The organism is Kitasatospora sp. NPDC088779 (assembly GCF_040685395.1).
GTDB lineage: Bacteria > Actinomycetota > Actinomycetes > Streptomycetales > Streptomycetaceae > Kitasatospora.
Genome location: NZ_JBFBHW010000004.1, coordinates 126,399 through 151,839, shown reverse-complemented (window position 1 = coordinate 151,839; position 25,441 = coordinate 126,399). Strand labels below are relative to the sequence as shown.

Genomic DNA, 25,441 nt, shown 5'->3' with positions numbered 1-25,441 from the left:
CGCCGAGCCCGTCGGCGTCGGCGTCGACTTCCGCGGTGCCGAGTTCGGGGGCGTCGGTTCCCGTGCGGCCCAGCCCCGCGGCCTCGGTGTCGACCGTGCCGACCGTGCCGAGCCCGTCGGCGTCGGCGTCGACTTCCGCGGTGCCGAGTTCGGGGGCGTCGGTTCCCGTGCGGCCCAGCCCCGCGGCCTCGGTGTCGACCGTGGCAACCGTGCCGAGCCCGTCGGCGTCGGCTTCGGTGCCGATCGGGCCGAGTCCGAGCGTGGCGGTGCCGGTGCTGCCCTCGGCCGGTGCTTCCGCGCCGGTGGCCTCCTCCGTACCGTCCCGTCCCGCGATGTCGCCCACGCCCGCGTCCACGTTCCCGTCCACGCCTTCGATCCCGGTCACCTCGTCGCCGAGCCCGGTTGTGGGGGCGGCGCCCGATGCGTCCGTGCTCGCACCGGTGCCGGTGGGCGTGCTGCCGATTGCCGTTCCGGCAGCGGCCGGGCCGTCCGCTGCTTCAGTCACCCCGACCGTCCCGACCGCCCCCACCACCACCTCCGCCGGTTCCGTCCCTCCGACGCTCCGTACCGTTCCGTCCCTGGGCGCCAGTCCGTCCCGGGCGGCCGTCGGCGTCGTGGCGTCGTCACCGTCACCGTCACTGCCACCGCCCCTGTCATCGCCTCCGTCACTGTCACCGTCATCGACGCCGGTGGCGGCCGAACCGCTCGGGTCCGCCGGGGAGAGTGCCGGGCAGCTGCCGGCGCCGCCCAGTGCGTCGCCCGTGGGGGCGGCCGCGGAGGCCTCGCAGGCGGCGGCCGCGCGGTCCACCGCGAGCGGTTGGCGCGGTGGGGTCGCCGGTGGCCTGCTGGTGCTCGCCGCCATCGGGCTGATCACCCGCCGGGTGTTCGCCCGTGATGGCGGTGTCCGGCGGCGCTGACCTGCGCTGAACCATCCCGACCATCCATTCATGTGCCTGCGCGTCAGGTCGGCTTCGGACGATTCGTCAGCAAATGTCGACACACCTCACCTCAAATGTCGCATTTGATGACGTATGAACTTAGCCTGATCTTGGCACTGCCCGTCAGATCCGGGCCGCCCGTTGCGCGACACACCGACCCCGAGGATCCGTGCATGGACGTCACCCGCGATTCTTCGCAGCGACCCGACCACCTGCCCAAGGCGCTCCCACCGGCCTTGCCGGAACGTTCCGCCTCCGGCGCCAGCCCGCTGGCCACCGCCACAGCCACCGTCACGGCCGCCAAGACGGCCAAGCTGCTCGGCCCGGTCGACGGCGGCCCCGCGACCACTCCGTTGGTCGTCGTCCCCGGCCCGGCCTCCGGCGCCTCCGCCGACCTGCGCGATCCGCTGGAGGCGGCCGCCCCGGAGACCGCCGAGATCCCGGAAGCCATCCAGGTCGGCGCCCCCGCGGCCGCCACCTCCCGCCGCCCCCCGCGCGCCGACCAGGCGGTCCGCGAGCACGGCGCCACCGCCCTGCCCGGCTGGATCGCCCTGCTGGTGGTGCTGGTCGGCGTGGCCGGCGTGCTGCTGATGCTGCTGCGCGACGGCGTCATCCCGTACTGGGACGCGCTGCCCGACCTGCGCAGCGCCGCCGCGCAGGCGAGCGGCCAGGCCGAGGTGGACGCCAAGTCGGTCGCCGCGGTCAGCGCGGTCGGCCTGCTCGTGGTGTTCGCGCTTGCCGGGCTGCTGGCCAACGCGGGCGGCGAGACCCGGGTGCTGACCCGCTGGGGCCGCTACCGGGGCACCGTCCGCCGCACCGGCCTGGTCTGGGTCAACCCGCTGCTGCGCCGGCGCCGGGTGGACGTGCGACTGCGGCACTGGCGCAGCGAGCCGGTCAAGGCGGTCGACCGGACCGGCACGCCGATCGTCGTCCGGCTGCTGATCGTCTGGCGGGTCAAGGACACCGCGCGGGCGCTGCTGGCGATCGAGGACCACGAGAGCTACCTGCGCGAGCAGGTCCAGGCGGTACTCACCCGCACCGCGTCCATCCTGCCGTGCGACAGCAACGCGGCGCCCGGGCCCGCGCTGCGTGACGGGCAGTGGTTCGCCGACGAGCTGACCAGAGCACTGGCCGCTGAGGTCGCCCCGGCGGGCCTGGAGGTCTACTCGGCGCAGCCGCTGGCGCTGGACTACGCGCCCGAGGTCGCCGAGTCGATGCGCCGCCGCCGGCTGGCCGACCTGGACGCGGGCCTGCGGACGGTGCTGGTGGACGACGCGGTCGAGGCGGCGGCGCTCGCCGTCCGGCGGCTGGAGCGCGCCACCGCCCACGAACTGGACGAGGCCGCCCGCAGTGCGCTGATGGAGCAGTTGCTGGTCGCCTTCGTCGCCCCGGCCGGAGTGGCCGCCTCGGTACCGCCCCCGGCCGCACGGGCCGGGCGGAAGGAAGGACGACCCGCATGAGGATAGCCACCGGCGCGTACGCCGATCCCGGCCTCGACCTCGACGCCGATTTCGACGCCGCCCTCGACCGGGGCCTGATCGGCTTCGAGGAGAGCACCGGCAGCATCCCCGCGATCGCGGGGTGCGGCTGCCCGAACTGCGCGGCCCGGCCGCGCACCGCCCGCCCCGCGGCGGGGACCGGCGGCAGCCGAATACACCGCGCCGTGCGAAGTACCTGCCTGGCAACCACCGTGCTGGCGGGCGCCGGCGTGGTCGGCCTGACGGCCGGTGCCGGGTCCGCGCACGCCGCGGCCGGGAAGCAGGGCTGGGACGGGTCGAAGTACTGGTTCAAGAACGGCAGCGGCGAGTGGCGGTGGACCAGCCACTACGACGTCTACGCGGGCCGCACCGGCCAGTCCGGCGGCTCGGGCGGCTCGGGCGGTGCCAGTGGCAAGGCGGCCGCCGTGTCCAACGGTTCGGCCTCCTCCGCTTCCTCCTCCGGACTGCGCCAGGGCTGGGACGGGTCGAAGTACTGGTTCAAGAACGGCAGCGGCGAGTGGCGGTGGACCAGCCACTACGACGTCTACGCGAGCCGCACCGGCCAGTCCGGCGGCGGCGCTGATCCCACTCCCGCCCGGCCCGCGGCCACGCCGTCGGCGGACCAGGCACCGGCCTCCGGCAGCATGGAGGCGGCCATCGACTACGCGCTCGCCCAGCTGGGCAAGCCGTACGTCTGGGGCGGCAACGGCCCGTCAGGCTACGACTGCTCGGGGCTCGTCCAGCAGGCCTACCGGCGCAGCGGGATCAGCCTGCCGCGGGTGGCCGACGACCAGTACGCGGCCACCACGCCGATCAGCGCGGGGCAGCTGCGCCGCGGCGACCTGGTGTTCTGGTCGGACAGCGGCCGGGCCTCCGGGATCCACCACGTGGGGATCTACCTGGGCGGTGGCAAGTTCGTCGAGGCGCCCCGGCCCGGCAAGACGGTTCGGGTCTCCACTCTCAACTCGGGCTACTACCCGACCCACTTCGGGCGGCCGTAGCGCCGGGGCGCACTGGGCCCCCGACGGCACGCCGCTGTCGGGGGCCCGAAGCGTGACCGTGGCCACCTGGTCGTCCCCGCGGATACATCGGGTGCGCAGTTCGGGCCCGATCTGCCAATGGGCCGGTGCGCCAAGCGCGTTGGCCGTCCTTTTCCGGGCCGATTCGCCGACCGCCCGGAAAATCGCCCGGATTTCGTCGACGGTGCCGGCGCGGGCCCTCAGATCGGCGGGGCCGACGGTCATCCTGCGGGTGTTACCGCCCGGGCCCGGATTGTCTGCGGAATCGAGGGCCGGGCGCGCGTACTTCTTCCGGTCCTCGTCGTCGAAGAGCCCGTCCCGGGCGGGATTCCCGGCGATGCCGCCGCCGTGGTGGATTCGGCGTTGAAGTCCCGCTCCGCGTCAGGTCGTTCGTGGACCAAGTCTGATCACTGCGGACGGCGTTCCCAACCGGGCGGGGTTCGCCGGGAACGGGCGCAGGCTGCGAACGGGCCCGGGTGGGGGCGGGTTCGCAGCCTGCGGGTGGGGCGGGGTCAGGCGGAGGCGGCGTCGAGGAGGGCGGTCTGTTCGGGGGTGAGTCGGAGCGTGGTGGCTGCCAGCAGGGGCGGGAGCTGCTCGACGGTGCGGGCGCTGGCGATGGGGGCGGCGACCGTCGGCCGCCCGGCCAGCCAGGAGAGGGCGACCGTGGCGAGGGCGACGCCGTGCTCCCCGGCGACGGTGTCCAGGGCTGCCAGCACCTTCGGGCCGCGCGGGTCGTCCAGGTAGCGGGCGGCGCCCTCGGAGCGGGCGCTGTCGACGCCGGGGCCGCCGGGGCGGTACTTGCCGGTGAGGAACCCGGAGGCGAGCGCGTAGTACGGGACGGTGGCGAGGCCGTGCTCGGCGACCACGTCGGCCAGCGGGCCCTCGAAGGTGCCGCGCGAGACCAGGTTGTAGTGCGGCTGGACGGCGACGTACTTGGCCAGGCCCTCGCGGTCGGCGAAGGCCAGCGCCTCGGACAGCCGCTCGGCGCCGATGTTGGAGGCGCCGACCGCGGCGACCTTGCCCTCGCGGACCAGCTCGTCCAGTGCGGTGACGAACTCCTCGACCGGGGTGTCGTCGTCCCGGTGGGTGTAGTACAGGTCGATCCGCTCGACGCCCAGGCGGCGCAGCGAACCCTCAGCCGCGGCCTTGATGTTGGCCGCGCCCAGACCGCCGGCCTCGGGATGCATGCCGACCTTGGTGGCGATCACGACGTCGTCGCGGTTGCCGCGGCTGCGCAGCCAGTTGCCGAGGACGGTCTCGGACTCGCCGCCGGTGTTGCCCGGGGCCCAGGCCGAGTAGACGTCGGCGGTGTCGACGAAGTTGCCGCCGGCCGCGGCGTAGGCGTCCAGGACGGCGAAGGACTGCTGCTCGTCGGCCGTCCAGCCGAAGACGTTGCCGCCGAGGGAGAGCGGGAAGACGGACAGGTCGGAGGCGCCGAGGCGGACCCGGCCCGGGGCGTCGCTGTGGTTTCCGGTCATGGTCGGATTCAACCGGATCGCACTGGGCGGCATTCCGCGTGTCGGGCGGACTTCACGAGGATGTCGTACCGCCGTTGCGCGACCGGGTGGTGGGGGTCGCGCAGGAGGGGTCCGGGGTGTCCGTGAGGTGGGCGGATTCGTTAGAGTCCGTGCCATGGCTGACAACGACTACGACCCCGCCGGCAGCACCCAGATGTTCCGGGCGTTCGTCGACGAGACCCCGGCGGCCCCGCAGGCGCCGGGCACCGTCTCCACCTACGGCCGCAGCAACAGCGGTGGTGGTGGCCGCACCGGCGTGATCGCGCTGGTCGCCGTCATCGTGCTGGCCGTGTTGGGCGGCGTCATCTGGCTGGCGGTCAAGTGATCCTCGCGCGGGTGACCCGGACGAGGGTCACCCGCGCGACGGAAACCGGTGCGTCGAGAACCGGTGCGCCGGTGCTCAGCAGGGCTTGCGCCAGGCGTCCAGGTCGAGCTTCTTCTGCATCGAACTGAAGCCGAGCGACTTGGCCTTGGCGCAGAACTGGTCCGTGCCGAGCTTGTACTCGACGTGGAAGACCGCCTTGCCTGCCTTGACGAACGGCGCGACCCGGTCGCACTCGTCGAACTGCGAGCACTCCTCGTTGACCGCGAAGTCGAAGTCCGGCAGCAGCGCCGGGATCTGGTCGAGGTCGTTCTTCAGACCGATGGCCAGGCCGCGTTCGTGGGCGAGCTGGGCCAGCATGCGGTTGTACTTGATCTGGTCGTCAGGAGTGAGCGGGAAACCGCTGTTCTGGTTGTAGGCCTCGATGGTGTCCGGCTCGATGGCGTCGAAGCCCTTGCTCTTGCACATGTCGAAGCGGGCCGCCATCAGCGGCTTGAGCTGGTCGAGCTTGCGGATGTCGAACCACTTCTCGCCCTTCCAGCCGGTGTCGGAGCCCTGCAAGGACTTGGCGAAGGCCGCGGAGTCGGGGCGGAAGTTCTCCCAGGAGCCGGCGTTGATGTAGCAGATCACCTTGCGGCCCTTGGCGTGCAGCGCGGCCACCACCGAGGCGTCGTTCTCGAAGCCGTCGATGTCGTAGACCGGGACGTCCACGGACTGGTCGACGGTGCCGCCGAGCTGCCACTGCCAGGCGAGGCCCGGGGTGGGCTGCCAGCGGGCGCCGGCGGGCTGCGGGGCGGTGGTGCCGCCGGGAGTTCCGCCCGGGGTCCCGGGGGTGCCCGGGGCGGTGGTGGCGCCCGGGGGCGTGGTGGCGGCGGGCGCGGTGGGCGAGCCGGGGGCGCTGGGCGTGCCGGGGGCCGGGGGTGTGGTGCCGGCGTCCGACGGGGTGCCCGGGGTTGCGCTGCCGTCCGGGGTGGTCGGGGCGGTGGCCGCGGGCGGGCTGCTCGGGGAGCCGTCGGCCGAGGAGCCGTCGTCGTCCGAGCCTGAGCTGCTGCACGAGGTCGCCAGCAGGGCGGCGGCGATGGTGATGGCGGCCGGCAGGAGCCGGGTACGGCGGTTCACGGTAGTCGAACTCCGGATCGGGTCAGGTCAGTTCAGCAGCGGTCAGGCCGTAGGGCAGGGTGCGCCAGGGGTTCTCCCCGGCGCCCGGTACGGCGCAGCCGACGCCGGCCCGGCGGGCGGCGATCAGCGCGGTGGCGTCCTCGGCGTGTTCGGCGGGGACGTCGTACACCAGGTGGCAGAAGCGGGAGGCCGCGTGGCGGCCGGTCCACAGCGGGAGCGTCATCGCGCGGTACGTGTCCCAGTCGCCCTCGAAGGTGACCAGCAGGTCGGCCAGGCCGACTTCGGCGTACCCCGGGTCGGGGTGCTCGCCGTGGCCGAAGACCACGGTGCCGCAGCCGGCCGCGCGCGCGGCCGTGGCCAGCCGCCGGTAGTGCGCGAGGGCGCCCGGGTGGGTGGCCACCTGGTCGAGGTAGACGCCGGTGATGTCGTGGCGTTGACGGTAGGTCAGGATGTCGGCGACCACCGCCGCGTGCGGTCGGCGGCCGTAGTCGGTGTCGGTGTAGCCGACCAATGGCACTCCGGCCGCGCGGAGTCGGTCGGCGGCCTCGGCGAAGACGCTGTCCGGGTTCTCGCCGGGCCCGTCGGCGAGGTTGAGCACGACGGCGGCGATCCGGCCCGGGTCGGCGGCGGCGACCGCCTGCCAGGCCGCCGGGTCCACCGCGGGGTGGACGTACAGCGGCACCAGCAGGCGGCCGTCGGGGATGATCCCGCCGGTCATGCGACGACCGGTGGGGAGGCGGGCTGGGCGGTGCTGAGCCACAGGTCGCGCAGGGTGTCGGCGAGGTCCGTCTCCGGGTGCCAGTCGAGCTCCCGGGCGGCGGCCGACACGTCGGCCTGCTGCCAGGAGACCGCGGCCGAGCGCTCGGAGCCCGCCCCGCTCTCGTCGATCCGGCCGGTGAAGCCGGCCGCGGCGGCCAGCCCGTCCGCGATCGCCCGGACCTGCCGGGCCTGCCCGGAGGCGAGGTTGAGCACCCGGGGGAGCGGACGGTCCGCGGCGGCGGCCAGGCCGACCGCGCGGGCGATGTCCCGGGCGTCGACGAAGTCGCGGTAGGCGGAGAGGTCGCCGACCGTGATCACGCCGTCGGCGCCCTCGGGCGCCACCCGGAGCAGCTCGGCGGCCAGCCGGCCGGGCAGCGAGCCCACCGGTGCCCCCGGGCCGACCGGGTTGAACACCCGCAGGACCACGGCGTCCAGCGCCGAGCCGGCCACCGCGAGGGAGCCGGCCAGCTTGGTCGCGCCGTACACGCCGACCGGGCGGGCGTCGGAGTCCTCGGACAGCGAGCTGCCCGCCGGACAGACGCCGTACTCGCCGGCCGAACCGATGTGCACCAGCCGGGTCTTCGGGGCGCCGAGCTGCAGCGCCTCGCAGAGCACGGCCGGGCCGCGCGCGTTCACCTCGGCGAGCTTGACCGCGCTGCCGGCCACCGCGCCGGCGAAGTTGACCACCACGTCGGGTGCCAGCGCGGCGAGTTCCTCGCCGAGCGGGCCGGCCTGGGCGGTGGCCAGGTCCAGCCGGAGGTCGTGGGCGGGCCGCCGGCCCGCGGTCAGCACGGTGGCACCGGGCAGTGACCGCAGGACGGCGGTGGCGTGACGGCCGAGGAAGCCGTCGCCGCCGAGGAGCAGGATTCTCACGCGGCCCGTCCGTCGCTCTGGGCGCCCGCGGTGGCGGGAGCCTCGGCCGTGTCGTCCGGGGCGGTGCGGGCGGCCGGGATCGGCAGCTCCGCCACGCCCTGGCCGGCGGCGGCCGACTCGAAGGGCATCAGCACCGGTCGGATGGACGAGAACTCGGCGTTCGCCCGGTCGTAGTCGTCCGGGCGGCCGATGTCCAGCCAGTAGCCGCCGAAGTCGTACGCGGCGGGCGGGGTCTTGGCGGCGAGCAGGTCCAGCACCAGCTCGTCGAAGCCCAGCGGCAGGCCGGGGGTGTACTTGGCGAGTGCCGAACGGGACACGCCGTACACGCCCATCGAGACGCGGTAGTCGATGCTCGGCTTCTCCTGGAAGCCGGTGATGCTGCCGGACTCGGCGGTCAGCACACCGAAGTCGATCTTCACCTGACGGGCGTAGGTGGCGATGGTGAGCGGCGCCCCGGACGCCTCGTGGTGCTTGAGCACCCCGGCGAAGTCCAGGTCGGTGAGGATGTCGCCGTTCATCACCAGGAAGTGCTCCGGCAGGCGGTCCTGCATGGTGAGCAGCGGGCCCATGGTGCCGAGCGGGCTGTCCTCGACGGCGTAGCCGACCCGCAGCCCCCACTGGGAGCCGTTGCCGACGTACGCGCGGATGATGTGGCCGAGGTGGCCGATGGCCAGGGTGACGGTCTTGAAGCCCGCGGCGGCGAGCTGGCGCATCACGATCTCCAGGATCGCGTGCTGGTCGCCGATCGGGACGAGCGGCTTGGGAAGCGCGGTGGTGTACGGGCGGAGGCGGACGCCCTTACCGCCGGCCAGGATCACTGCATGCATGGTGTTTCCCCCACGGAAAGGATGTGCAGGACACGAACCTTGGTTACCAGGACGGGCATTGATCGCTACGGCGGTCAGACGTTGTAGATGTCGGTCTTGTAGCGGGCCAGGTTGGCCGGGTCGCGGAAGAACTCGATGGTCTGCTCCAGGCCCTGCTCCAGGGTGAACTGGGGGGCCCAGCCGGTGGCCTCGCGCAGCCGGGTGGCGTCCGCGACCAGGCGCATGACCTCGGAGTTGGCCGGGCGGATGCGCTGCTCGTCCTCCTTCACCAGGAGGTCGACGCCCATCAGCTTGCCGACCAGGGAGACGAGGTCGCCGACCGAGATCTCGCCGCCGGTGCCGGCGTTGAAGGTCCTGCCGACCACGGTCTCGGCGGGAGCGGTGCCGACCGTGCGGAACGCGTGCGCGGTGTCCTTGACGAACGTGAAGTCGCGGGTCGGGCGCAGGTCGCCGAGGGTGATCTCGGTCTCGCCGGCGGCGACCTGGGCGATCACGGTCGGGATGACGGCGCGCATCGACTGACGCGGGCCGAAGGTGTTGAACGGGCGCAGGGTGACGACCGGGGTCTCGAAGCTGGCGTGGTAGCTGTCGGCCAGCCGGTCCCCGCCGGCCTTGGAGGCGGCGTACGGGGACTGGGTGTTGATCGGGTGGTCCTCGGTGATCGGCACGGTCTGCGCGGTGCCGTACGTCTCGCTGGTGGAGGTGTGCACCAGGCGCGGGATCTCCTGGTGGCGCACCGCCTCCAGCACGTTCAGGGTGCCGGTGACGTTGGTGTCGACGTACGAGTGCGGGGCCCGGTAGGAGTACGGGATCGCTATCAGGGCGGCCAGGTGGTAGACCGCCTCGGTGCCCTTGACCAGGCCGTTGACCGAGCCCGGGTCCCGGACGTCGCCGAGGACGATCTCGACCGAGTCCAGCACCTCCTTGGGCAGGGTCTCCAGCCAGCCGAAGGACGAGAAGGAGTTGTACTGGACCATGGCCCGGACCTGGTGCCCGTCGGCAACCAGGGACTCGACGAGGTGGGAGCCGATGAAGCCCTCGGCTCCGGTGACCGCGACGCTGCTCATGCGTGATTCGCTCTCTCGATTTTGGGAACGGCCGGACTCCCGGTGGCGACCGGCCGGTGGTGGTTCAGCTGTGCCGTGAAGCGTGTGCGGGTGAAGCGTGTTGCGGTGAAGCGCGTTGTGGAGCGTGTTCAGGTGGAGCGGGTCCAGCGGTGCACGCGAATTGGGCGTGCGTGATTTCGGTGTTCAGCGGTGCTGGGTGGTGCGGCCGAGCGCAGGCCCGGCGATGGCGGTGAGGAGCAAGGCGGCCGCCCCGCAGCCGATCAGCTGCAGGACGATCGGATCCGCACCGGTCAGCAGCCCGGCGCTCTCGGCACCCGCGGCGGCCAGACAGATGAGGGCGGTGCTCCAGCTGAACCCGAAGGCGTTCAGCAGCAGCGCCAGCCAGAGCGAGCCGCCGAGGAGCAGCATCGCGCCGAGCTGCGGCACGCCGAGCGCGGGGGCGCCGGGCCACAGCACGGTCGTGGCGGCGTCCAGCGCGGCCACGGTGGTGAGGTAGATGAACAGGCAGCCGAGCAGGATCCCGCCGGTGCGGCGGGTGAACTGTCCGCTGGTGTGACTGGTGCGCAGCGCGGCCACGGCCATCGCCCGGTAGCGGAAGAGCAGCCACTCGGCGAGGCCGAGACTGAGCGTCAGCGCGATCATGGCCGGTCCGGTCGGGGTGGCCTTCGCGCCGTGCGCGGCGCCGGTCTGCACGGCCTGGTGGATGGTCTCGCCGAGGCCGGCGATCAGCGTGAGGGTGCCGCAGGCCAGGCCGAACAGCAGGTGCGGGACCTCCTGGCGGATCGGCAGCTTCAGCTCGACGGACTCCTTCTCGCCGCCGCGGATGCAGAACAGCAGCTCCCGGGCGGCCAGGCCGACCGCCAGCACCAGCGAGACGAGCAGCACGACCGTCCGCACGACCTGCGGGACGTCCGCGGCCAGCACCACGCCCGCGCCCACCGAGGCCGGAACCAGGGCCAGCAGCAGGAACTTCTCCCGCCCCAGCACCAGCAGGACGGTGGCCGCGCCCAGGTACAGCGACTGCCCGGCGGCGAAGAAGAGCGCGCCCAGCGGCCCGCCGACCACGTACGCCGCGGTGGACGCGACCAGTGCGCCCAGCGGCGCCCCGAGGGCCAGGCAGATCGCGGCCTCGCGGCGCCGCAGCCGGCCGAGCCAGCGGTACGAGCGGTGTGCCAGCGCCTGGTTGAAGCCCCAGCTGACCAGCGTCGCGACGGACAGCGCGAGCATGCCGGAGGGCAGGCCGAACCGCATCCGGGTGGCCGCGAACAGGTTGGCGCCGAGCAGGTAGCCGAGCCCGGGCAGGGCGAACACCAGGCCGCGCACGACGCAGCGCCAGGGGTCGGCCCGCCACGGGTTGGCGAACTCGGAGCTCGGGCCGGGATAGCGGCGCTCGACCTTCTCGAACAGCTCCTCGGCGAGGGTGAACGAGTCGGGGCGGCCGTACAGCAGGGCGGCCTGCTCGTCGGAAAGGCCGTCGGACTCCAGGAACGCGGCGATCTCGTACGGGTGGACGGCATCGGCGCAGATGTCGTGCAGCCGCTCGGCGAGCTCGTCCAGCGGATCCGCGGAGAGGTCGAGCTGCTCCTCGGGCTCGGGCTGGGCCGGCAGGGCGGGGCGGCGACGCTTGAGCGGCAGGGTGCGCAGCTGCATCGTCCGCTCGGAGCCGCCCTCGTCCTCCACGAGCCGCAGGGGGCCACTCATGCTGCCACCTCGCTGCGCTCGGCGGCCGCTTCGCGGTACACGCACCTCTCGATGGTTCTCTCGCTCCGCTCGTTCACGCGCCCCCCGCTGCGCTCGGCGGCCGCTTCGCGGTACACGCACCTCTCGATGGTTCTCTCGCTCCGCTCGTTCACGCGCCCACCTCGCTGTGCTGGGGCTGGGCGGCGGCGAGCTGCTGGTCCCAGTCGGTGGTGGGGGTCTGGTCGGTGACGGCCACCACGCCGTCCGGCATCCAGCGGGCGGTGCCGAGGAGTTCGGTGTAGATGCCCCGGAAGCCGTCGATGTTCTGGCGGAGCGTGAACTGTTCGATGACCCGCAGCCGGGCCTGTTCGCCCAGGCGGGCGCGCCGTTCGGCGTCGCGCAGCAGCTCGATCGCGGCGGCCGCCATCGGTTCGGGTTCGCGGGGAGGGACGACGAGTCCGGTGTCGCCGACGGCTTCGCGGACGCCGCCGACGTCGGTCGAGACGGTCGCGCGGCCGCAGGACATCGCCTCGATCAGGGTGAACGGGAAGCCCTCGCTGATGCTGGAGAGCATGACCACGTTGCCCGCCGCGTACGCGTCGGTGATGTCGGCGACGCGGCCCTCGAAGGCCACCGAGTCGGCGATGCCGAGTTCGGCGGCCAGGGCTATGCAGCCGTCCCGGTAGGCCTCGCCGCCCTTGGGGGTTCCGCCGAAGAGCCGCAGCCGCGCCTCGGGGATCTCACGGTGGACGATGGCGAAGGCCCGGATCAGCGTCTCCAGGTCCTTGATCGGGTCGACCCGGCCGGCCCAGCTGAGGGTCGGCGTCTCGGGTTCGGGCCCGGCGGGCGGGAAGGCCGCCGGGTCCACGCCGTTGTAGACGGTGCGGATGTGGGCGGACGGCGTGCCGCCGCGCTCCTCCCAGCGTCGGTTGTACCGGTTGCCGGGGGTGACCAGCGCGGCCTGCCGGTAGCTCTCCTCGGCCAGCATCCGGTAGAAGCCGAGCAGCAGCGCCTTGACCGGCCAGCGATACGGGCCGGTGCGGTAGCCGAGGTAGCGCTCGCGCAGGTAGATGCCGTGCTCGGTGAGCAGAAACGGTACGCCGTACTGCTGGGCGGCGATCAGCCCCGGCAGGGTGGCCAGCCCGCCGCTGGCGGCGTGCGCGACGCCGCCGGTGGGCGGTTCGACCGAGAGCGGCCGCAGGGCGTGCTCCAGCAGGTCGGTGGCGTTCAGGGCGTCGTGCATGGTGGGCCGGGAGACGGCGGTGGGCAGGTAGTCACGGGTCCAGACGTGCTGGAGGGTGCGCAGGGCGCGCTCGCTGCGCAGCGCCGGGCTGAGCAGCCCGCGCCGGGCGAGGTCGGCGAAGCCGTACAGCTCGGTGCCGAAGTGGGTGGTGTAGACCGGATCGAGGATGGAGTGGAGGAAGCGCTCGTACGCGTTGAGGAAGCGCCGCATCTCCTTGCCGCGGGGCGGTCCGGCCTCGGAGGCCGGGCCCCACAGCGGTGCGGTCGTGACCGACCGCACGTTGGCGGGCAGTTCCCAGGCCAGCGGTTCCTGGCCGGTACCAGTGACGGCGATGACGTCGAAGTCGACGTCCGGCATGCCTTGAACGAGCTGGTCGCACCAGACACTCACACCGCCGTGCTGGTGCGGATACGTCCCCTCGGTGAGCAGGGTGACGCGCATCTCCTGTCCCCCCTCCTGTTCCTTGCTTCGGTGTCCGGTCTGGGTGGCCGGAACGGGACCCGAGGCAGGGCCGGACCGGGCGACCGGCCCGGCCCCGCCATCGGGTGCTGCGGGCTACCGGTTGCCGGAGCGTCCGGTGGTACTGGTGCCGAGCGAGGCCGCCCCCCCGGTGGCCTTACCGCTCTTGGCGGCAGCGGCGGTGCCGTCGCTGCCGTCGGTGGCGACGCCCTTGCCGGGCACCGGGGTTCCGCTACCGGGGACCAGGGTCGGGGCGCTGGTACGACCGGTGTCGCTCGGGCCCACCGGGACGGGAGTGGCGACGCCCTGCGGGACGACCTTCTTGTCCGCCGGGGCCGGGGCCGGGACGGACTTGGCCGCGACGCCGGGGGCGACGGCGGCCGGGGCGGCCGGGGTGCCGGCCGAGGGGAGCTGCAGGGAGACGCTGCTCTGCAGGGTGCCCGGGGACACCCAACCGGAGAGCGTACCGGCGTAGGACGAACCGAAGGCGGTCGATCCGATGACCAGCTTCTGAGAAGTTCCGGTCGGCATGGTGGCCTGGACCTGAACACCGGCCGGAGCGTTGACCGTGATGGTGTTGCCGACCCGGTAGCCGGTGACCTGGCCGGCCGAGATGGCCGAGTTCCAGGCGGCGCGGCGCTGGAACTCCAGGCCGATCTCGCGCTCGCCGAGGTTCACGATCGGGGTGTTGTCGGCGTGCAGCGACCGGTAGGTGCCGAGGATCTTCTCCAGCACCGGGTAGAGGATCCGGTCCTCGGACAGGTTCGACTGGTGGATGAAGTGTGGCCGCGGGTCGTTGCTCAGCACGTGCCCGAGGTCGATCCGGGCCTCCAGCGGCACGATGTACGACTGGAATCCGGTGTTGACGTCCAGCGGCTGCGTCAGGCAGGTGGAGTTGGCGTTGTTCTCACAGACGCCGCTGCCGCCGTTGGCCTTGCTGGTGTAGATCCAGTTGTACTCGTCGGCCTCCTCCTTCGCCGTGCCGGCGTTGTAGAAGACGTTCATCGGGTAGCGCGGCACAGTCAGCGTGGACGAGCCGACGGTCCGCTGGGCGGGCTCGCGGGAGGCGTCGCTGCCGGTGAACTTGATGCCGTTGGCGGCCAGCGCCGGCGCCAGGTTCGGGTTGTCGCTGGTCTCCTGCGGGGCGGTCAGCAGACCGGAGTGCTCGCCGGTGACCAGGGCCTGCGGGTCGACCTTCAGGCCGTTCTTGGCGGCCCAGTCGAAGTTGTCCTTGATCTGGCCCGAGATGGTGTTCTGGTCGGTCCAGACGGTCTTGCCCGAGGAGTCCTTGGTGCAGCGCCACGGCACCACGGTGACGTCCTGGACGCAGCCCAGGTACGGGTGGGTGTAGGTGTGGTTGACCCAGCGGTAGCTGTTCTGGTCGGCGATCATCTGGTTGGCCGTGGGGTCCACCGTGGTCTGGTGGTCGGCCTTCCAGTCCTCGCTGCCGCCACCGTTGAACACCATGTCCAGGGTGAAGTTGTTGGCGGTCTGCCACTGCTTGAGGTGCTGGGCGTCGTCCGGCGTCATCCGGATCGGGCTGGCCGTGTCCGGGGTGCCGGGCGGGCAGGTGACGTCGCCGGGGGTGCACTTGAGCACGGTGTCCCAGCGGTCGTCGGCCAGGAAGACGTCGTCCACGTGGGCCGCGAAGTAGTTGCGGTCGTAGCCGAGGTGGACGCCCTGGGTGATCCAGTCGACCATGCCGCGGGCCAGCAGGCGGTACTGCTGCTGGTACTGGTTGTAGACGAACGTGACGACCAGTTCCTTGCGGCCGTCGTGGGTGTACTCGCCGACCAGCGAACCGCGCGAGGTGGTGCTCGGGATCGCGGCGTCGACCAGCGGGACGAACGAGGCGCCGGCCGGCAGGTTGGCCAGTGGCGTGGCCAGGTAACCGTAACTCTCGCTGACGGTCGGGTCGTTGTCCTCGAACGGCACGCTGCCCTTCAGGTACCCGAACGGGCCCGAAGTGCCGGCCGTGGTGGTGGCGCCCTGGAATCCGTCCAGCGTGCCGTAGTAACCGGGATTCACCGCGTAGTTCAGCCCCACCGCAGGACTGGCGAACGTGTACGCGTCGATCTGCCGGATTCCGAATGCGGCTTCGTAGCCCGCGATGGCCGTCATCTCGGCCGCACTGTTGGGGAAGGGGTTTTCGTTGGGAAGGACGATGCCCTGGTACTTCCCGCGGGGCTGGCCGTTCACCGTGTCGCTGAGGAAAGCGGAGTTGATGATGGGACGGTTGGTGTCGTTGAGGTTGACGACCTTGTACGGGGTGCCCTGGTTCTTGAGTTCGGCGGTGATCGCCGCGACCGACGGGCCTCCGTCGTCGATGACCAGGATGGTGAGGTCGATCCTGGGCGGCGTGTCGCCGTGGGCCAGGGTGGTCTGCAGGCCGCTGGCCAGCAGAACTGCCGCCGCGCACGCGGCAACTCTTCGGGTCGCTCGACCCATGGTGATCCTCCCCTTGGGTAGGCGCCTCGCTGCTCAGCGCTCGCCTGCCCTGTAGCTGTTCGCGGGCAGCAGGCTGCCCGGCGCCCATCCTGGTCGAGGGGGGCCTCTGCGAGGGACCAATTGGGCGAGAGTGCAGCGAACCTGTTACCAACGTTCATGGCGAAGCCATGAAGGCGCCGATTGTGACCGGAACCGGACCGGCCATGCAAATAATGAATTGAGAATGAAAAAGCGGAAGCTGAGAGCTACACCTGGTTACCGCCCGTGCGGCTTGGGCGGACCACCGGACACCTACACTGTCGTCGTCGCGCATGACACTCTTGCACATCTTGCCGACGCCTTGGGCAGGTTCATGCAATATCGGGCACCGCTGTGCCATGTGACAGTCCGAATATGCAATGGAGGTGCTCGTGCGGCCGATCGGCGGACCGAGTCCGGTGCAATCGGGGCCGGGCGGAAAGCGGCGCCGGAACCGGTCGAACGGCGCTGGTCGGGCGCAGTCCCGGACTGCGCGGTGCGCTCAACGACCGTGATCCCGACGGCTATTGGACGGTCGGCGGGCGGGCGCCGCGGCCCTGTGCAGTGATGGCCTGAACCATGTCATTACCGACGAGTTCGGCCCGCTGCGCGCACGCCGTCGGCGCCGACCGCGGAACTGTCCTCGCCGACTACCTGCGCACCGTCGAGCGCGCCCGTCGAACGCGCCACCGCAGTGGCCGGCCCGGGCGATGGACGACGCCGTCCTGGCAGGCTGACGCGCAGCCTGCCAGGACGGCGACGGAGGGCTTCCCTGGGCTTGTCAGCCCTCGCTGATCAGGCCCTCACGGAGCTGGGTCAGCGTCCTGGTGAGCAGCCGGGAGACGTGCATCTGGGAGATGCCGATCTCCTCGCCGATCTGCGACTGGGTGAGGTTGCCGAAGAACCGCAGCATGATGATCCGGCGCTCGCGCGGCGGCAGCTTGGCCAGCAGCGGCTTCAGCGACTCCCGGTACTCGACGCCTTCCAGCGCGAGGTCCTCGTAGCCGAGCCGCTCGGCCAGCGGTCCGTCGCCGTCCTCCTCGCTGGGGCTGGAGTCGAGCGAGCTGGCGGTGTACGCGTTGCCCACCGCGAGGCCCTCGACCACGTCCTCCTCGCTGACCCCCAGGCAGGTGGCCAGCTCGGCGACGGTGGGGGAGCGGTCCAGCCGCTGGGACAGGTCGTCACCGACCTTGGTGAGCGCCAGTCGCAGCTCCTGGAGCCGCCGGGGCACCCGGACCGACCAGCTGGTGTCCCGGAAGAAGCGCTTGATCTCGCCCACCACGGTGGGCATCGCGAAGGTGGGGAACTCCACCCCGCGCTCGGGGTCGAACCGGTCGATCGCCTTGATCAGGCCGATGGTGCCGACCTGGACGATGTCCTCCATCGGCTCGTTGCGGCTGCGGAAGCGCGCCGAGGCGTACCGGACCAGCGGCAGGTTGAGCTCGATCAGGGTGTCGCGGACGTACGCGTGCTCCGCGCTGCCCGGTTCCAGGGCGGCCAGCCGCAGGAACAGCGAGCGCGACAGCGTCCGGGTGTCCAGCCCGGAGCCGGGCGGCGCCTCGGGCCCGGGCGGCGCGGCGGCCGGGACCCGCTGGAGCGGGATCCGGTCCTCGGCGACAGCCGTACCGTTGGCCTGACCAGCGTGGATCTCCGCAGTGCCCAGCTCTCCGGACATGCGCCCACCCCCTTGTGACTGACAGTTGAACGGGGGCCGTCGCACGGAGGTTCCCGGCGGGGGCCCTCCCCCTCCATACCGGAACACGGTCCACGGCAAACCCGAACGTCGCAAGATGTCACGCGAGGGTAACGCGCTGCAATCTCAGTCTTCCCAGGAGTTGCCGGTCCGAAGCCTCGTCAGGATGCGGGAGAGCAGCCGCGAGACGTGCATCTGGGACATCCCCAGCTCGGTGCTGATCTGCGACTGGGTCAGGTTGGCGAAGAACCGCAGCATCACGATCCGCCGCTCCCGCTCGGGCAGCTGGACCAGCAGGTGGCGGACCATGTCCCGGTGCTCGACCTCGGCCAGCGCGGAGTCCTCGTAGCCGAGCCGGTCCAGCAGGGCGAGCCCGCCCTCGTGCTCCTGCGCCGCTTCCAGCGAGGCCGCGTTGTAGGCCCGCCCGGCGTCCAGGCAGGCCCGGACGTCCTCCTCGGGGATCCGCAGGCTGGCGGCGATCTCCGGCACCTTGGGGGCCCGGCCGTGCAGCACCGTCAGCTCCTCCATCGCGCCGCTGACCTGGACCCACAGCTCCTGGAGCCGGCGCGGGACGTGCATGGTGCGGACGTTGTCCCGGAAGTAGCGCTTGATCTCGCCGAGGATGGTCGGCAGTGCGTAGGTGGGGAACTGGACGCCGCGGGTGGGGTCGAAGCGGTCGATCGCGTTGATCAGGCCGATGGTGCCGACCTGGACGACGTCCTCCATCGGCTCGCTGCGGCTGCGGAAGCGGGTGGCCGCGTAGCGGACCAGGGGGATGTTCACCTCGATCAGGGCGGCCCGGACCCGCTCCCGCTCTGGGGTGCCCGGGGGCAGCTCCGCGAGCCGTTCGAACAGCACCCGGGTCAGCGTCCGGACGTCCACCGCGGGGCGGCCGCCGGGGCCGCGCAGACCGTCCGGGCGGAGCTCGCCGGCCGGGCTGATGATCGACGCCAGTACCTCGTCGGACACGTCACCCCTCCCTCAGTCGATAACGAAGGGCCCTGCGGATCGGGTGTCGCGGCTGCTTCACCACCTCGCCATGTCCGGCAAAACCGGTCATAGCATCACAAGGCGGGCGCAGGTCGGGCAAGCACCCGGCGGAGGTGTGTTGGTGCGGGGTCGGGGCTTCACCGGGCTTCCCGCCCAGGCGCCGCACGGATCGTTCCGGGGTGGAGCAAGGCGCCCCGTCCGGTGGCCGGACGGGGCGCGGCGGGCCGTCCGAGGGACGGACCCGGGTGCCTCGGGTGTCAGACCTCGATGTCGGCGATCACCCAGGTGGCGAATTCGCGCCACTGACCGGCCGCGGCCTGATGGGCCGGGTGGGTCAGGTACGCGTGCAGGGCGTCGCGGTCCTCGACCAGGCTGTTGATCGCGTAGTCGTGGGCGATGTCCCGCTCGGTGGTGTTCCAGCCGCACTCCCACTCGCGCAGCTCGGGGATCAGCGAACCCAGCTCGGCGAACGCCTTGGCGCCGGCGAGCGCGCGCTCGTCGTCCTTGCGGACGCCTTCGTTGAGCTTGAACAGGACCAGATGCCGGATCACGATTGCCGCTCCTCGCGGACGGGGACAGAGGGTCCCGCACACCGTAGCCGGTGCGCCGGGGCGGGACGACGGGCCCTACGCGACCGGACGGCTCACTTGATCAGCCCGGTCATGAAGGTGCCGACCGCCTTGGCCGCGTTCGAGATGCCCTCGAAGCCCAGTTGGACGAGCTGGGCGGAGCGGGCCGGCGAGCTGATGATCGAGTAGAGGACGAAGATGAGCAGGAGGGCCATGCCGATCTTCTTCGCCTGCGCCATCGGGTGTCGTCCTCTCCTGCTGTGGGCCGCCGCCATCCGGGTCCCCGAGCGGCCCTGCGGAAGCAGCTTATCCATCGGACGGGCTATCAAGTGTGCGACGCGTTTGCCCGGCGGGACGAAGGTCCCCGTGAGTGGGGCCTTTCTCCGGATGCCCGGAAACGTCCCGGGCGGCAGGATGGGAGACGTGCCGAGGATCTGGCAGGAATCCCCGGTGCGTGGATCCGGAGTTCCCCGCTGTGGGACCGGGCGCCGCGGCTTCCCCCCGACGCGGCGCCGGTTGTGGGACTCCGCCGGGGGAGCGGTCGTCCCCCCGAGCCGCTCCCCCTTTCCAGGCTCCGTACTCTCCGGGCGTTGGTGGTCATCAGCCCGGAGTACGGAGCCCTTTTCGCGTTCGAGGGTGCGCGGAAACGCCGAGGGCCCGTCCGGATCGGACGGGCCCTCGGGCTCTACAGCGGTAGCGGTGGGATTCGAACCCACGGTGGAGTTGCCCCCACACACGCTTTCGAGGCGTGCTCCTTTGGCCGCTCGGACACGCTACCGAGGGGAACTCTACCGGACGGGTGGCGCGGTCACGAAATCCGTATGGCCGGGCGGCCGACGGGGGAGCCGGCGGCGGAAGTCGGCGCCGGACGTCAGCGGTGGGACTCGAAGAACTCGCGCAGCTGCTCGCCGCACTCGTCGGCGAGGACGCCCCAGACCACCTCGGGGCGGTGGTTGAGCCGGCGGTCGCGCATCACGTCGAAGAGCGAGCCGGCCGCGCCGGCCTTCTCGTCGAGGGCGCCGTAGACCACCCGGTCGATCCGGGACAGCACGATGGCGCCGGCGCACATCGTGCAGGGCTCCAGGGTGACGACCAGGGTGCAGCCGCTGAGCCGCCACTCCCCGATCCGTTCGGCCGCCTGCCGGATCGCGACCACCTCGGCGTGCGCGGTCGGGTCGCCGACCGCCTCGCGCTCGTTGTGGCCGCGCCCGACCACCTCGCCGCCCGGGCCCAGGACGAGCGCCCCGACCGGGACGTCGCCGGTGGCCGGCGCCAGGGCGGCCTCGGCGATGGCGAGGCGCATCGGCGCCGCCCAGCGGTCACGGACCGGGTCGGGGCGGACGGGGGCGGGCAGCGGGGCGATGCGGGGGACGGCCTGCGGGGCGGATGCGGACTGCATGGCATCCAGTGTCGGGTATCCGGCGGTGGGCACCGGCCTGGTCACCGCCCGCTACCGGACCGCCTCCAGGACCTCGCCGCAGCCGAGGGCCTCGGCGATCTCCTCCAGGGCGTCGCCCGGGACGGCGCCCTCGCCGCTGAGGGCGAGCAGCTCCTCGGCGGCCAGGCCGAACTCGGTGAGCAGGTGGGCGTCGCCGAGCGGGCCGACCGGGACGCCGCTGCGGGCGTCCTCGTCCTGCTCCTGCGTCTCCTCGTCCTCCTCCAGCTCGACGACCAGGTGGTCCAGGTCGCCGAACTCGCTCTCACCGGCCTGGTCGACCAGCTCGTCGGTGAGGACGGAGCCGTAGGAGCTGCGGGCGGCGGCGGCGCCGTCGGACACGAAGATCCGCGGGTCCTCCTCGCCGTCCACCCGGACGATGGCGAACCAGGCGTCCTCCTGTTCGATGAAGATCAGGACGCTGTCGTCGTCCTGCGTGGAGTCGCGGGCCAGTTCGGTCAGGTCGGCGAGGGTTTCGACGTCGTCGAGCTCCGTCTCGCTCACATCCCACCCGTCCTCGGTGCGAGCAAGCACTGCAGCGAAGTACGCCACCAGGGACACTCCCAAGATCTCGGTCTCGGCTGTCGGCGCGCTCGGGCAACGCGAAAATCTGGCCGCCCCCGCGCCAGAGGCGGTCCGCTCGTTCGGACCGTCCCATCGGAATCGTGACAGAAAGCCCGCCCTTGCGGGGGGTGTTCGGCAGCGCGTCTTTGCAGGTCGTGTCGGAAGGTCCGGCCGGCGGCCGGTGTGGCGCCGGCGCCACCGCCCGGGGCCCGTCGGATCCGGACCGGCCGGTCGGCGGAGCCGCGAGGGGAGCTGCGGAGGGCGCCGCGCCGGAACCGCTTCGGATCCTCGTCAGATCCGGAAGGTTCGCATCCGCATGGCTTCGCGCATCCGCCGTTCCTTGGTCCGCCGGGGCTGGACCCGCTCCCGGAGTTCGCGGGCCTCGGTGAGCTCGCGCAGGAAGACGGCCCGCCGCCTGCGGCGGTCCGCCTCGGTCTCCGGGGGGTCCTGTGGCGGGCCGGGGCGATTGCCCGACCGGCCTGCGGGCTCGTCCGCCGAGCCGTCCCCGGCGTTCGGGTTGCTCGTCATAAGACGTGACATTCCCAGATCAGCCCGGTTGATACCACAGGAGGCGCTTCCGTCCGGACATTCGCGGGGCGCCACGGCGCGGCACGGCCGGGTGCACCCCGGCGACGGGGCGGTCGGCACGCGGCGAGTCGTACAGGCGTGCAGACCCGGGCTAACCTCGATACATGCGTCTCCACGTCGTCGACCACCCCCTGGTGGCCCACAAGCTCTCCACCCTGCGCGACGAGCGCACCGACTCGCCGACCTTCCGTCGCCTGACCGACGAGCTGGTGACCCTCCTCGCCTACGAGGCCACCCGGGACGTCCGCACCGACGAGGTGGAGATCACCACCCCCGTGGCGGTCACGCTCGGCACCCGCCTCAGCTACCCCCGCCCCCTGGTCGTGCCGATCCTGCGCGCCGGTCTCGGCATGCTGGACGGGATGACCCGACTGCTGCCGACCGCCGAGGTCGGCTTCCTCGGCATGGTGCGCAACGAGGAGACCCTGGAGGCCTCCACCTACGCCACCCGGATGCCGGACGACCTCTCCGGCCGCCAGGTCTACGTGCTCGACCCGATGCTGGCCACCGGCGGCACCCTCGTCGCGGCGATCAAGATGCTGATCGAGCGCGGCGCCACCGACGTCACCGCCGTGGTGCTGCTGGCCGCCCCCGAGGGCGTCGAGGTGATGAAGCGCGAGCTGGCCGGCCTGCCGGTCACCGTCGTCACCGCCGCCCTGGACGAGCGGCTCAACGAGAACGGCTACATCGTGCCCGGCCTCGGCGACGCGGGCGACCGCCTGTACGGCACCGCCGGCTGAGCGAATCCCCCGAACGGACGAGAGCCCCCCGGCGCGGTGCCGGGGGGCTCTCCTGTTGTCGCGCGGGACGACCGGCCTCAGCAGCTGCCGGTGGCGGTCGGGGTGGGGGACGGCTTGGTCGCGAGGGCGAGGGCGGCTGCCGCCTGGGTCTCGTCCAGCAGGGCGTTGTAGCTGTCGCCGACCACGAAGTCCACGGTGCCGTCGGTGCGGGCGTCGGCGGTGGTGGTGGCGCCGGCGATCTGCGAGCCGAGCAGGGTGGCGGCGCCGGCGCCGGCCGGGCCGGCGATCACCTGGGCGGTGCCGGGCACCTTCTTGTCCAGTTCGGCCGGGGCGTTGCCGACCTTGCCGATGGTGAAGCCGCGCTTCTTGAGCTCCTCGGCGGTCCGGCCGGCCAGGCCGCCCTTGGTGGTGGCGTTGTAGACGTTCACCGTGACGCCGGCCGGCTGCGGGATCGCGTGCGGGTCGCCCGGGGCAGCGGGGGCGCCGGAGGCGGTGGGAGCATCTGGCGTGGCGCCCGGGGAGGGGGCGGCCAGCGGCTTGCCCGACGGGGTCACGCAGGCCTGGGCGGAGGAGTTCTTGTTCTTCCCGCTGAAGATGTCGTAGAGCTGGACGCCGCCGAGGCCGATCAGGGCCAGGGCGAGCAGGCTCGCGAGCCCGGAGATCACCTTGCGGCTCTTCCTCGGGGGCCGGCCGAGTCGTGGATAGGCGTTGCCGGTGACGCGGTACTGCTTCCCCTTGAGGCCTTGGGGAGTCAACATGCTCACGGTTTGTCTCCCCCTCGTGCCAGGGCGGGGTCGGGATGACGGATCGGCTGGTGCGGGTGGATCCCGTGGTGCGGGCGGATCCCCTGGTCGCGGCCGTAGTCAGCAGCGTAGTGCCGTCAGGCTGCGAAGGTACTAAATGATCATCATCTGGAGTACGCCGGTACCCGAAAGGAGGTACCCGGGTACGCGCGGACCGCCCTCCGCCGGATGGCGAGGGGGCGGTCCAGGAGCCCGTGCAGAGGGTCCGTCATTCCATTTCGAGGACCCGGGCGTGCAGCACCTGGCGCTGCTGCAGCGCGGCCCGCACCGCCCGGTGCAGTCCGTCCTCCAGGTACAGGTCGCCGCGCCACTTCACCACGTGCGCGAAGAGGTCCCCGTAGAAGGTCGAGTCCTCGGCGAGCAGGGTTTCGAGGTCGAGTTGCCCCTTGGTGGTCACCAGCTGGTCGAGCCGCACCGGGCGTGGGGCGACGTCAGCCCACTGGCGGGTGCTCGTCCGGCCGTGATCCGGGTACGGCCGCCCATTGCCGATGCGCTTGAAGATCACACGGAAAGCCTACCGTTTGGGCGGCGGATGGCGCAGCCGCCGCGACGCCGCCACGCACTCGGGTGTGAGCTGCGGGAGGGCGATTGCGGCTGTTTGATGGGAAATGTCGCGAACATCGCCCGGTTCCGATCGGGACACGGCCCGCCCGGGACCGGGTTCCGGGCCCGCCCCGCCTCCCCGCACCGCCCAGGAGAGTGCCCCGATGTCCTCCGCCCCCACCCCGCCGGCCGTCCGGGAGATCGCCGACGGGTACGCCTTCACCGGGCCCGCCCTCGACCTCGGCGCGGTGCTGCTGGACGGCACCGCCTACCCGGACGCCCAGGTGCGCATCCCGCTCGGGGTGCTCAACCGGCACGGGCTGGTCGCCGGCGCCACCGGCACCGGCAAGACCAAGACCCTCCAGCTGATCGCCGAACAGCTCTCCGCCCAGGGCGTGCCGGTGTTCCTCGCCGACGTCAAGGGGGACGTCTCCGGCGTCGCCGCGCCCGGCGCGCCGAGCGAGCGCACCGCCGCCCGCGCGGCCGAGGTCGGGCAGCAGTGGACCCCGCAGGGCTGCCCGGTCGAGTTCTACTCGCTCGGCGGCCAGGGCGCCGGGATCCCGATCCGCGCCACCGTCACCAGCTTCGGGCCGCTGCTGCTCGCCAAGGTGCTCGACCTGAACGAGACCCAGGAGTCCTCGCTCAGCCTGGTGTTCCACTACGCCGACACCAAGGGCCTGGAGCTGTACGACCTCAAGGACCTCACCGCCGTCATCGCCTTCCTCGCCTCGCCCGAGGGCAAGGAGGAGCTGAGGACCATCGGCGGCCTCTCGTCGGCCACCGCCGGGGTGATCCTGCGCGCGCTCACCGTGCTGGAGAACGAGGGCGCCGGGGCGTTCTTCGGCGAGCCCGAGTTCGACACCGCCGAACTGCTGCGGACCGCCCCGGACGGCCGGGGCGTCGTCTCGGTGCTGGAACTGCCCGCCGTCCAGGACCGGCCGCGGCTGTTCTCCACCTTCCTGATGTGGCTGCTCGCCGACCTCTACCAGGAACTGCCCGAGATCGGCGACCTGGACAAGCCCAAGCTGGTGTTCTTCTTCGACGAGGCGCACCTGCTGTTCAAGGGTGCCTCCAAGGCCTTCCTGGAGGCCATCACCCAGACCGTCCGGCTGATCCGCTCGAAGGCCGTGGGCATCTTCTTCGTCACCCAATCCCCGCGCGACGTCCCCTCCGACGTGCTCGCGCAGCTGGGCAACCGGGTGCAGCACGCGCTGCGCGCCTTCACCCCGGACGACGCCAAGGCGCTCAAGGCCACCGTCTCGACCTTCCCGCGCTCCTCCTACGACCTCGGCGCGGTGCTCACCTCGCTCGGCACCGGCGAGGCCGTGGTGACCGTGCTCTCCGAGAAGGGCGCGCCGACGCCGGTCGCGGCCACCCGGCTGCGGGCGCCGCAGTCCCTGATGGGGCCGATCGAGGCGGGCGCGCTGCGGGCCGTCGTCGACGCCTCGCCGCTGACGGCGCGCTACCGGGACGCGATCGACCGGGAGTCGGCGTACGAGAAGCTGGCGGCGCGGGCGGCGCGGGCGCCCAGGCCGGAGGCCGCCGCACCGGCCAGGGCGCCGAAGGAGCGGGAGCCCGCCCCGCGGCGGGAGGAGCCGAAGGGGGCGGGCGGGCTGCTCGATTCGCTGCTCAGCAACCCGACGGTGAAGTCCCTGGCGCGTTCGGCCGGGAAGCAGCTCGGGCAGGAGATCTCGCGCAGCCTGTTCGGGACGTCCAAGCGGCGGCGGTAGCGGCCGGGCCCCGCACGGT

24 protein-coding genes, 1 tRNA gene and 2 pseudogenes are annotated in these 25,441 nt (G+C 72.4%); 6 read left to right on the top strand and 21 right to left on the bottom strand.

What is annotated here, in order from left to right; translation table 11 throughout:
- Positions 1 to 505, bottom strand: a pseudogene (locus tag AB0P03_RS04965) (hypothetical protein); the annotation flags it as partial.
- A 256-nt stretch (positions 506 to 761) separates the two neighbouring features.
- Between AB0P03_RS04965 and AB0P03_RS04960 the strand changes: the two are divergent.
- The 3 genes from AB0P03_RS04960 (at position 762) to AB0P03_RS04950 (ending at position 3,417) form a co-directional block, all read left to right on the top strand.
- Positions 762 to 917: a hypothetical protein gene (locus tag AB0P03_RS04960; protein ID WP_363579770.1), complete on the top strand. Its 156-nt coding sequence runs from the start codon at positions 762 to 764 to the stop codon at positions 915 to 917.
- Positions 918 to 1,111: 194 nt separating this feature from the next.
- Positions 1,112 to 2,398 carry an SPFH domain-containing protein gene (locus tag AB0P03_RS04955; RefSeq protein WP_363627847.1) on the top strand — a complete coding sequence of 429 codons (1,287 nt, stop codon included), beginning with the start codon at positions 1,112 to 1,114 and terminating at the stop codon, positions 2,396 to 2,398.
- Complete coding sequence (locus tag AB0P03_RS04950) at positions 2,395 to 3,417, top strand: C40 family peptidase (RefSeq protein ID WP_363627846.1); 1,023 nt, start codon at positions 2,395 to 2,397, stop codon at positions 3,415 to 3,417. Before AB0P03_RS04955 ends, AB0P03_RS04950 begins: the two co-directional genes overlap by 4 nt.
- Before the next feature lie 530 nt (positions 3,418 to 3,947).
- On the opposite strand, the gene AB0P03_RS04945 is transcribed toward AB0P03_RS04950, so the two are convergent.
- Positions 3,948 to 4,913, bottom strand: a complete 966-nt coding sequence (locus tag AB0P03_RS04945) for an aldo/keto reductase (RefSeq protein WP_363579767.1) — start codon at positions 4,911 to 4,913, stop codon at positions 3,948 to 3,950.
- A 154-nt stretch (positions 4,914 to 5,067) separates the two neighbouring features.
- On the opposite strand from AB0P03_RS04945, the gene AB0P03_RS04940 reads away from it, so the two are divergent.
- Positions 5,068 to 5,277, top strand: coding sequence for a hypothetical protein (locus tag AB0P03_RS04940; RefSeq protein ID WP_350876437.1), 210 nt, complete (start codon positions 5,068 to 5,070; stop codon positions 5,275 to 5,277).
- A gap of 75 nt (positions 5,278 to 5,352) precedes the next feature.
- Here AB0P03_RS04940 and AB0P03_RS04935 read toward each other — a convergent pair whose 3' ends face one another.
- The 17 genes and pseudogenes from AB0P03_RS04935 to AB0P03_RS04855 all read right to left on the bottom strand — a co-directional run bounded on the left by AB0P03_RS04935 (position 5,353) and on the right by AB0P03_RS04855 (position 21,546).
- On the bottom strand, positions 5,353 to 6,393 hold the full coding sequence (locus AB0P03_RS04935; RefSeq protein WP_363579766.1) for an endo alpha-1,4 polygalactosaminidase: 1,041 nt from the start codon (positions 6,391 to 6,393) through the stop codon (positions 5,353 to 5,355).
- Between the two features lie 22 nt (positions 6,394 to 6,415).
- Complete coding sequence (locus tag AB0P03_RS04930) at positions 6,416 to 7,111, bottom strand: spherulation-specific family 4 protein (protein ID WP_363627845.1); 696 nt, start codon at positions 7,109 to 7,111, stop codon at positions 6,416 to 6,418.
- On the bottom strand, positions 7,108 to 8,025 hold the full coding sequence (locus tag AB0P03_RS04925) for an NAD(P)-dependent oxidoreductase (protein WP_363627844.1): 918 nt from the start codon (positions 8,023 to 8,025) through the stop codon (positions 7,108 to 7,110). Before AB0P03_RS04925 ends, AB0P03_RS04930 begins: the two co-directional genes overlap by 4 nt.
- A gap of 125 nt (positions 8,026 to 8,150) precedes the next feature.
- Positions 8,151 to 8,852 (bottom strand): annotated as a pseudogene (locus AB0P03_RS04920) (sugar phosphate nucleotidyltransferase); the annotation flags it as partial.
- Between the two features lie 74 nt (positions 8,853 to 8,926).
- Positions 8,927 to 9,919 (bottom strand): SDR family NAD(P)-dependent oxidoreductase, encoded by a 993-nt coding sequence (locus AB0P03_RS04915; RefSeq protein WP_363579763.1) that lies wholly within the window; start codon positions 9,917 to 9,919, stop codon positions 8,927 to 8,929.
- Positions 9,920 to 10,102: 183 nt separating this feature from the next.
- Positions 10,103 to 11,620, bottom strand: coding sequence for a hypothetical protein (locus AB0P03_RS04910; protein ID WP_363579762.1), 1,518 nt, complete (start codon positions 11,618 to 11,620; stop codon positions 10,103 to 10,105).
- On the bottom strand, positions 11,617 to 11,772 hold the full coding sequence (locus tag AB0P03_RS04905) for a hypothetical protein (protein WP_363627843.1): 156 nt from the start codon (positions 11,770 to 11,772) through the stop codon (positions 11,617 to 11,619). The genes AB0P03_RS04910 and AB0P03_RS04905 overlap by 4 nt, the downstream gene beginning before the upstream one ends.
- On the bottom strand, positions 11,769 to 13,283 hold the full coding sequence (pelF, locus tag AB0P03_RS04900; RefSeq protein ID WP_350876425.1) for a GT4 family glycosyltransferase PelF: 1,515 nt from the start codon (positions 13,281 to 13,283) through the stop codon (positions 11,769 to 11,771). Before pelF ends, AB0P03_RS04905 begins: the two co-directional genes overlap by 4 nt.
- A 114-nt stretch (positions 13,284 to 13,397) precedes the next feature.
- Positions 13,398 to 15,749 (bottom strand): hypothetical protein, encoded by a 2,352-nt coding sequence (locus AB0P03_RS04895; protein WP_363627842.1) that lies wholly within the window; start codon positions 15,747 to 15,749, stop codon positions 13,398 to 13,400.
- Between the two features lie 799 nt (positions 15,750 to 16,548).
- Complete coding sequence (locus AB0P03_RS04890; protein ID WP_363627841.1) at positions 16,549 to 17,442, bottom strand: RNA polymerase sigma factor SigF; 894 nt, start codon at positions 17,440 to 17,442, stop codon at positions 16,549 to 16,551.
- A gap of 144 nt (positions 17,443 to 17,586) precedes the next feature.
- Positions 17,587 to 18,369 (bottom strand): RNA polymerase sigma factor SigF, encoded by a 783-nt coding sequence (locus AB0P03_RS04885; RefSeq protein WP_244293642.1) that lies wholly within the window; start codon positions 18,367 to 18,369, stop codon positions 17,587 to 17,589.
- A 338-nt stretch (positions 18,370 to 18,707) separates the two neighbouring features.
- Positions 18,708 to 19,001, bottom strand: a complete 294-nt coding sequence (locus tag AB0P03_RS04880) for a Dabb family protein (RefSeq protein ID WP_063348630.1) — start codon at positions 18,999 to 19,001, stop codon at positions 18,708 to 18,710.
- A gap of 92 nt (positions 19,002 to 19,093) precedes the next feature.
- Complete coding sequence (locus AB0P03_RS04875; RefSeq protein ID WP_167745863.1) at positions 19,094 to 19,258, bottom strand: hypothetical protein; 165 nt, start codon at positions 19,256 to 19,258, stop codon at positions 19,094 to 19,096.
- A gap of 452 nt (positions 19,259 to 19,710) precedes the next feature.
- Positions 19,711 to 19,797: transfer RNA gene (locus AB0P03_RS04870), tRNA-Ser, on the bottom strand.
- A gap of 93 nt (positions 19,798 to 19,890) precedes the next feature.
- Positions 19,891 to 20,418: a tRNA adenosine(34) deaminase TadA gene (tadA, locus tag AB0P03_RS04865; protein ID WP_363627840.1), complete on the bottom strand. Its 528-nt coding sequence runs from the start codon at positions 20,416 to 20,418 to the stop codon at positions 19,891 to 19,893.
- 51 nt (positions 20,419 to 20,469) lie between these two features.
- A complete protein-coding gene (locus tag AB0P03_RS04860; RefSeq protein WP_363579757.1) occupies positions 20,470 to 21,006 on the bottom strand; it encodes a tRNA adenosine deaminase-associated protein in 537 nt (178 codons plus the stop codon).
- 303 nt (positions 21,007 to 21,309) lie between these two features.
- Entirely contained in the window at positions 21,310 to 21,546 is a 237-nt protein-coding gene (locus AB0P03_RS04855) for a hypothetical protein (RefSeq protein WP_063348632.1), read from the bottom strand.
- A gap of 164 nt (positions 21,547 to 21,710) precedes the next feature.
- Between AB0P03_RS04855 and upp the strand changes: the two genes are divergently transcribed.
- Positions 21,711 to 22,346: a uracil phosphoribosyltransferase gene (gene upp / locus AB0P03_RS04850; RefSeq protein WP_350876411.1), complete on the top strand. Its 636-nt coding sequence runs from the start codon at positions 21,711 to 21,713 to the stop codon at positions 22,344 to 22,346.
- Positions 22,347 to 22,423: 77 nt separating this feature from the next.
- Here the strand turns inward: upp and AB0P03_RS04845 are convergent, their stop codons facing one another.
- Together AB0P03_RS04845 and AB0P03_RS04840 are read right to left on the bottom strand one after the other, a co-directional pair.
- Positions 22,424 to 23,104 carry a LytR C-terminal domain-containing protein gene (locus AB0P03_RS04845; protein ID WP_363627902.1) on the bottom strand — a complete coding sequence of 227 codons (681 nt, stop codon included), beginning with the start codon at positions 23,102 to 23,104 and terminating at the stop codon, positions 22,424 to 22,426.
- Positions 23,105 to 23,357: 253 nt separating this feature from the next.
- The gene (locus tag AB0P03_RS04840) at positions 23,358 to 23,654 is read right to left on the bottom strand and encodes a type II toxin-antitoxin system VapB family antitoxin (protein ID WP_063348635.1); all 297 of its coding nucleotides are present in this window, start codon (positions 23,652 to 23,654) and stop codon (positions 23,358 to 23,360) included.
- Positions 23,655 to 23,856: 202 nt separating this feature from the next.
- On the opposite strand from AB0P03_RS04840, the gene AB0P03_RS04835 reads away from it, so the two are divergent.
- Positions 23,857 to 25,422: a helicase HerA-like domain-containing protein gene (locus tag AB0P03_RS04835; protein WP_363619500.1), complete on the top strand. Its 1,566-nt coding sequence runs from the start codon at positions 23,857 to 23,859 to the stop codon at positions 25,420 to 25,422.
- Positions 25,423 to 25,441: the final 19 nt, after the last annotated feature.

Bases quoted from the DNA above. Each gene is read 5' to 3' on its own strand.
- AB0P03_RS04955 (WP_363627847.1), top strand. From the start codon at position 1,112: ATGGACGTCACCCGCGATTCTTCGCAGCGACCCGACCACCTGCCCAAG.
- AB0P03_RS04950 (WP_363627846.1), top strand. From the start codon at position 2,395: ATGAGGATAGCCACCGGCGCGTACGCCGATCCCGGCCTCGACCTCGAC.
- AB0P03_RS04945 (WP_363579767.1), bottom strand. From the start codon at position 4,913: ATGACCGGAAACCACAGCGACGCCCCGGGCCGGGTCCGCCTCGGCGCC.
- AB0P03_RS04940 (WP_350876437.1), top strand. From the start codon at position 5,068: ATGGCTGACAACGACTACGACCCCGCCGGCAGCACCCAGATGTTCCGG.
- AB0P03_RS04930 (WP_363627845.1), bottom strand. From the start codon at position 7,111: ATGACCGGCGGGATCATCCCCGACGGCCGCCTGCTGGTGCCGCTGTAC.
- AB0P03_RS04915 (WP_363579763.1), bottom strand. From the start codon at position 9,919: ATGAGCAGCGTCGCGGTCACCGGAGCCGAGGGCTTCATCGGCTCCCAC.
- AB0P03_RS04910 (WP_363579762.1), bottom strand. From the start codon at position 11,620: ATGAGTGGCCCCCTGCGGCTCGTGGAGGACGAGGGCGGCTCCGAGCGG.
- pelF (WP_350876425.1), bottom strand. From the start codon at position 13,283: ATGCGCGTCACCCTGCTCACCGAGGGGACGTATCCGCACCAGCACGGC.
- AB0P03_RS04895 (WP_363627842.1), bottom strand. From the start codon at position 15,749: ATGGGTCGAGCGACCCGAAGAGTTGCCGCGTGCGCGGCGGCAGTTCTG.
- AB0P03_RS04890 (WP_363627841.1), bottom strand. From the start codon at position 17,442: ATGTCCGGAGAGCTGGGCACTGCGGAGATCCACGCTGGTCAGGCCAAC.
- AB0P03_RS04875 (WP_167745863.1), bottom strand. From the start codon at position 19,258: ATGGCGCAGGCGAAGAAGATCGGCATGGCCCTCCTGCTCATCTTCGTC.
- tadA (WP_363627840.1), bottom strand. From the start codon at position 20,418: ATGCAGTCCGCATCCGCCCCGCAGGCCGTCCCCCGCATCGCCCCGCTG.
- AB0P03_RS04855 (WP_063348632.1), bottom strand. From the start codon at position 21,546: ATGACGAGCAACCCGAACGCCGGGGACGGCTCGGCGGACGAGCCCGCA.
- upp (WP_350876411.1), top strand. From the start codon at position 21,711: ATGCGTCTCCACGTCGTCGACCACCCCCTGGTGGCCCACAAGCTCTCC.
- AB0P03_RS04845 (WP_363627902.1), bottom strand. From the start codon at position 23,104: ATGTTGACTCCCCAAGGCCTCAAGGGGAAGCAGTACCGCGTCACCGGC.
- AB0P03_RS04835 (WP_363619500.1), top strand. From the start codon at position 23,857: ATGTCCTCCGCCCCCACCCCGCCGGCCGTCCGGGAGATCGCCGACGGG.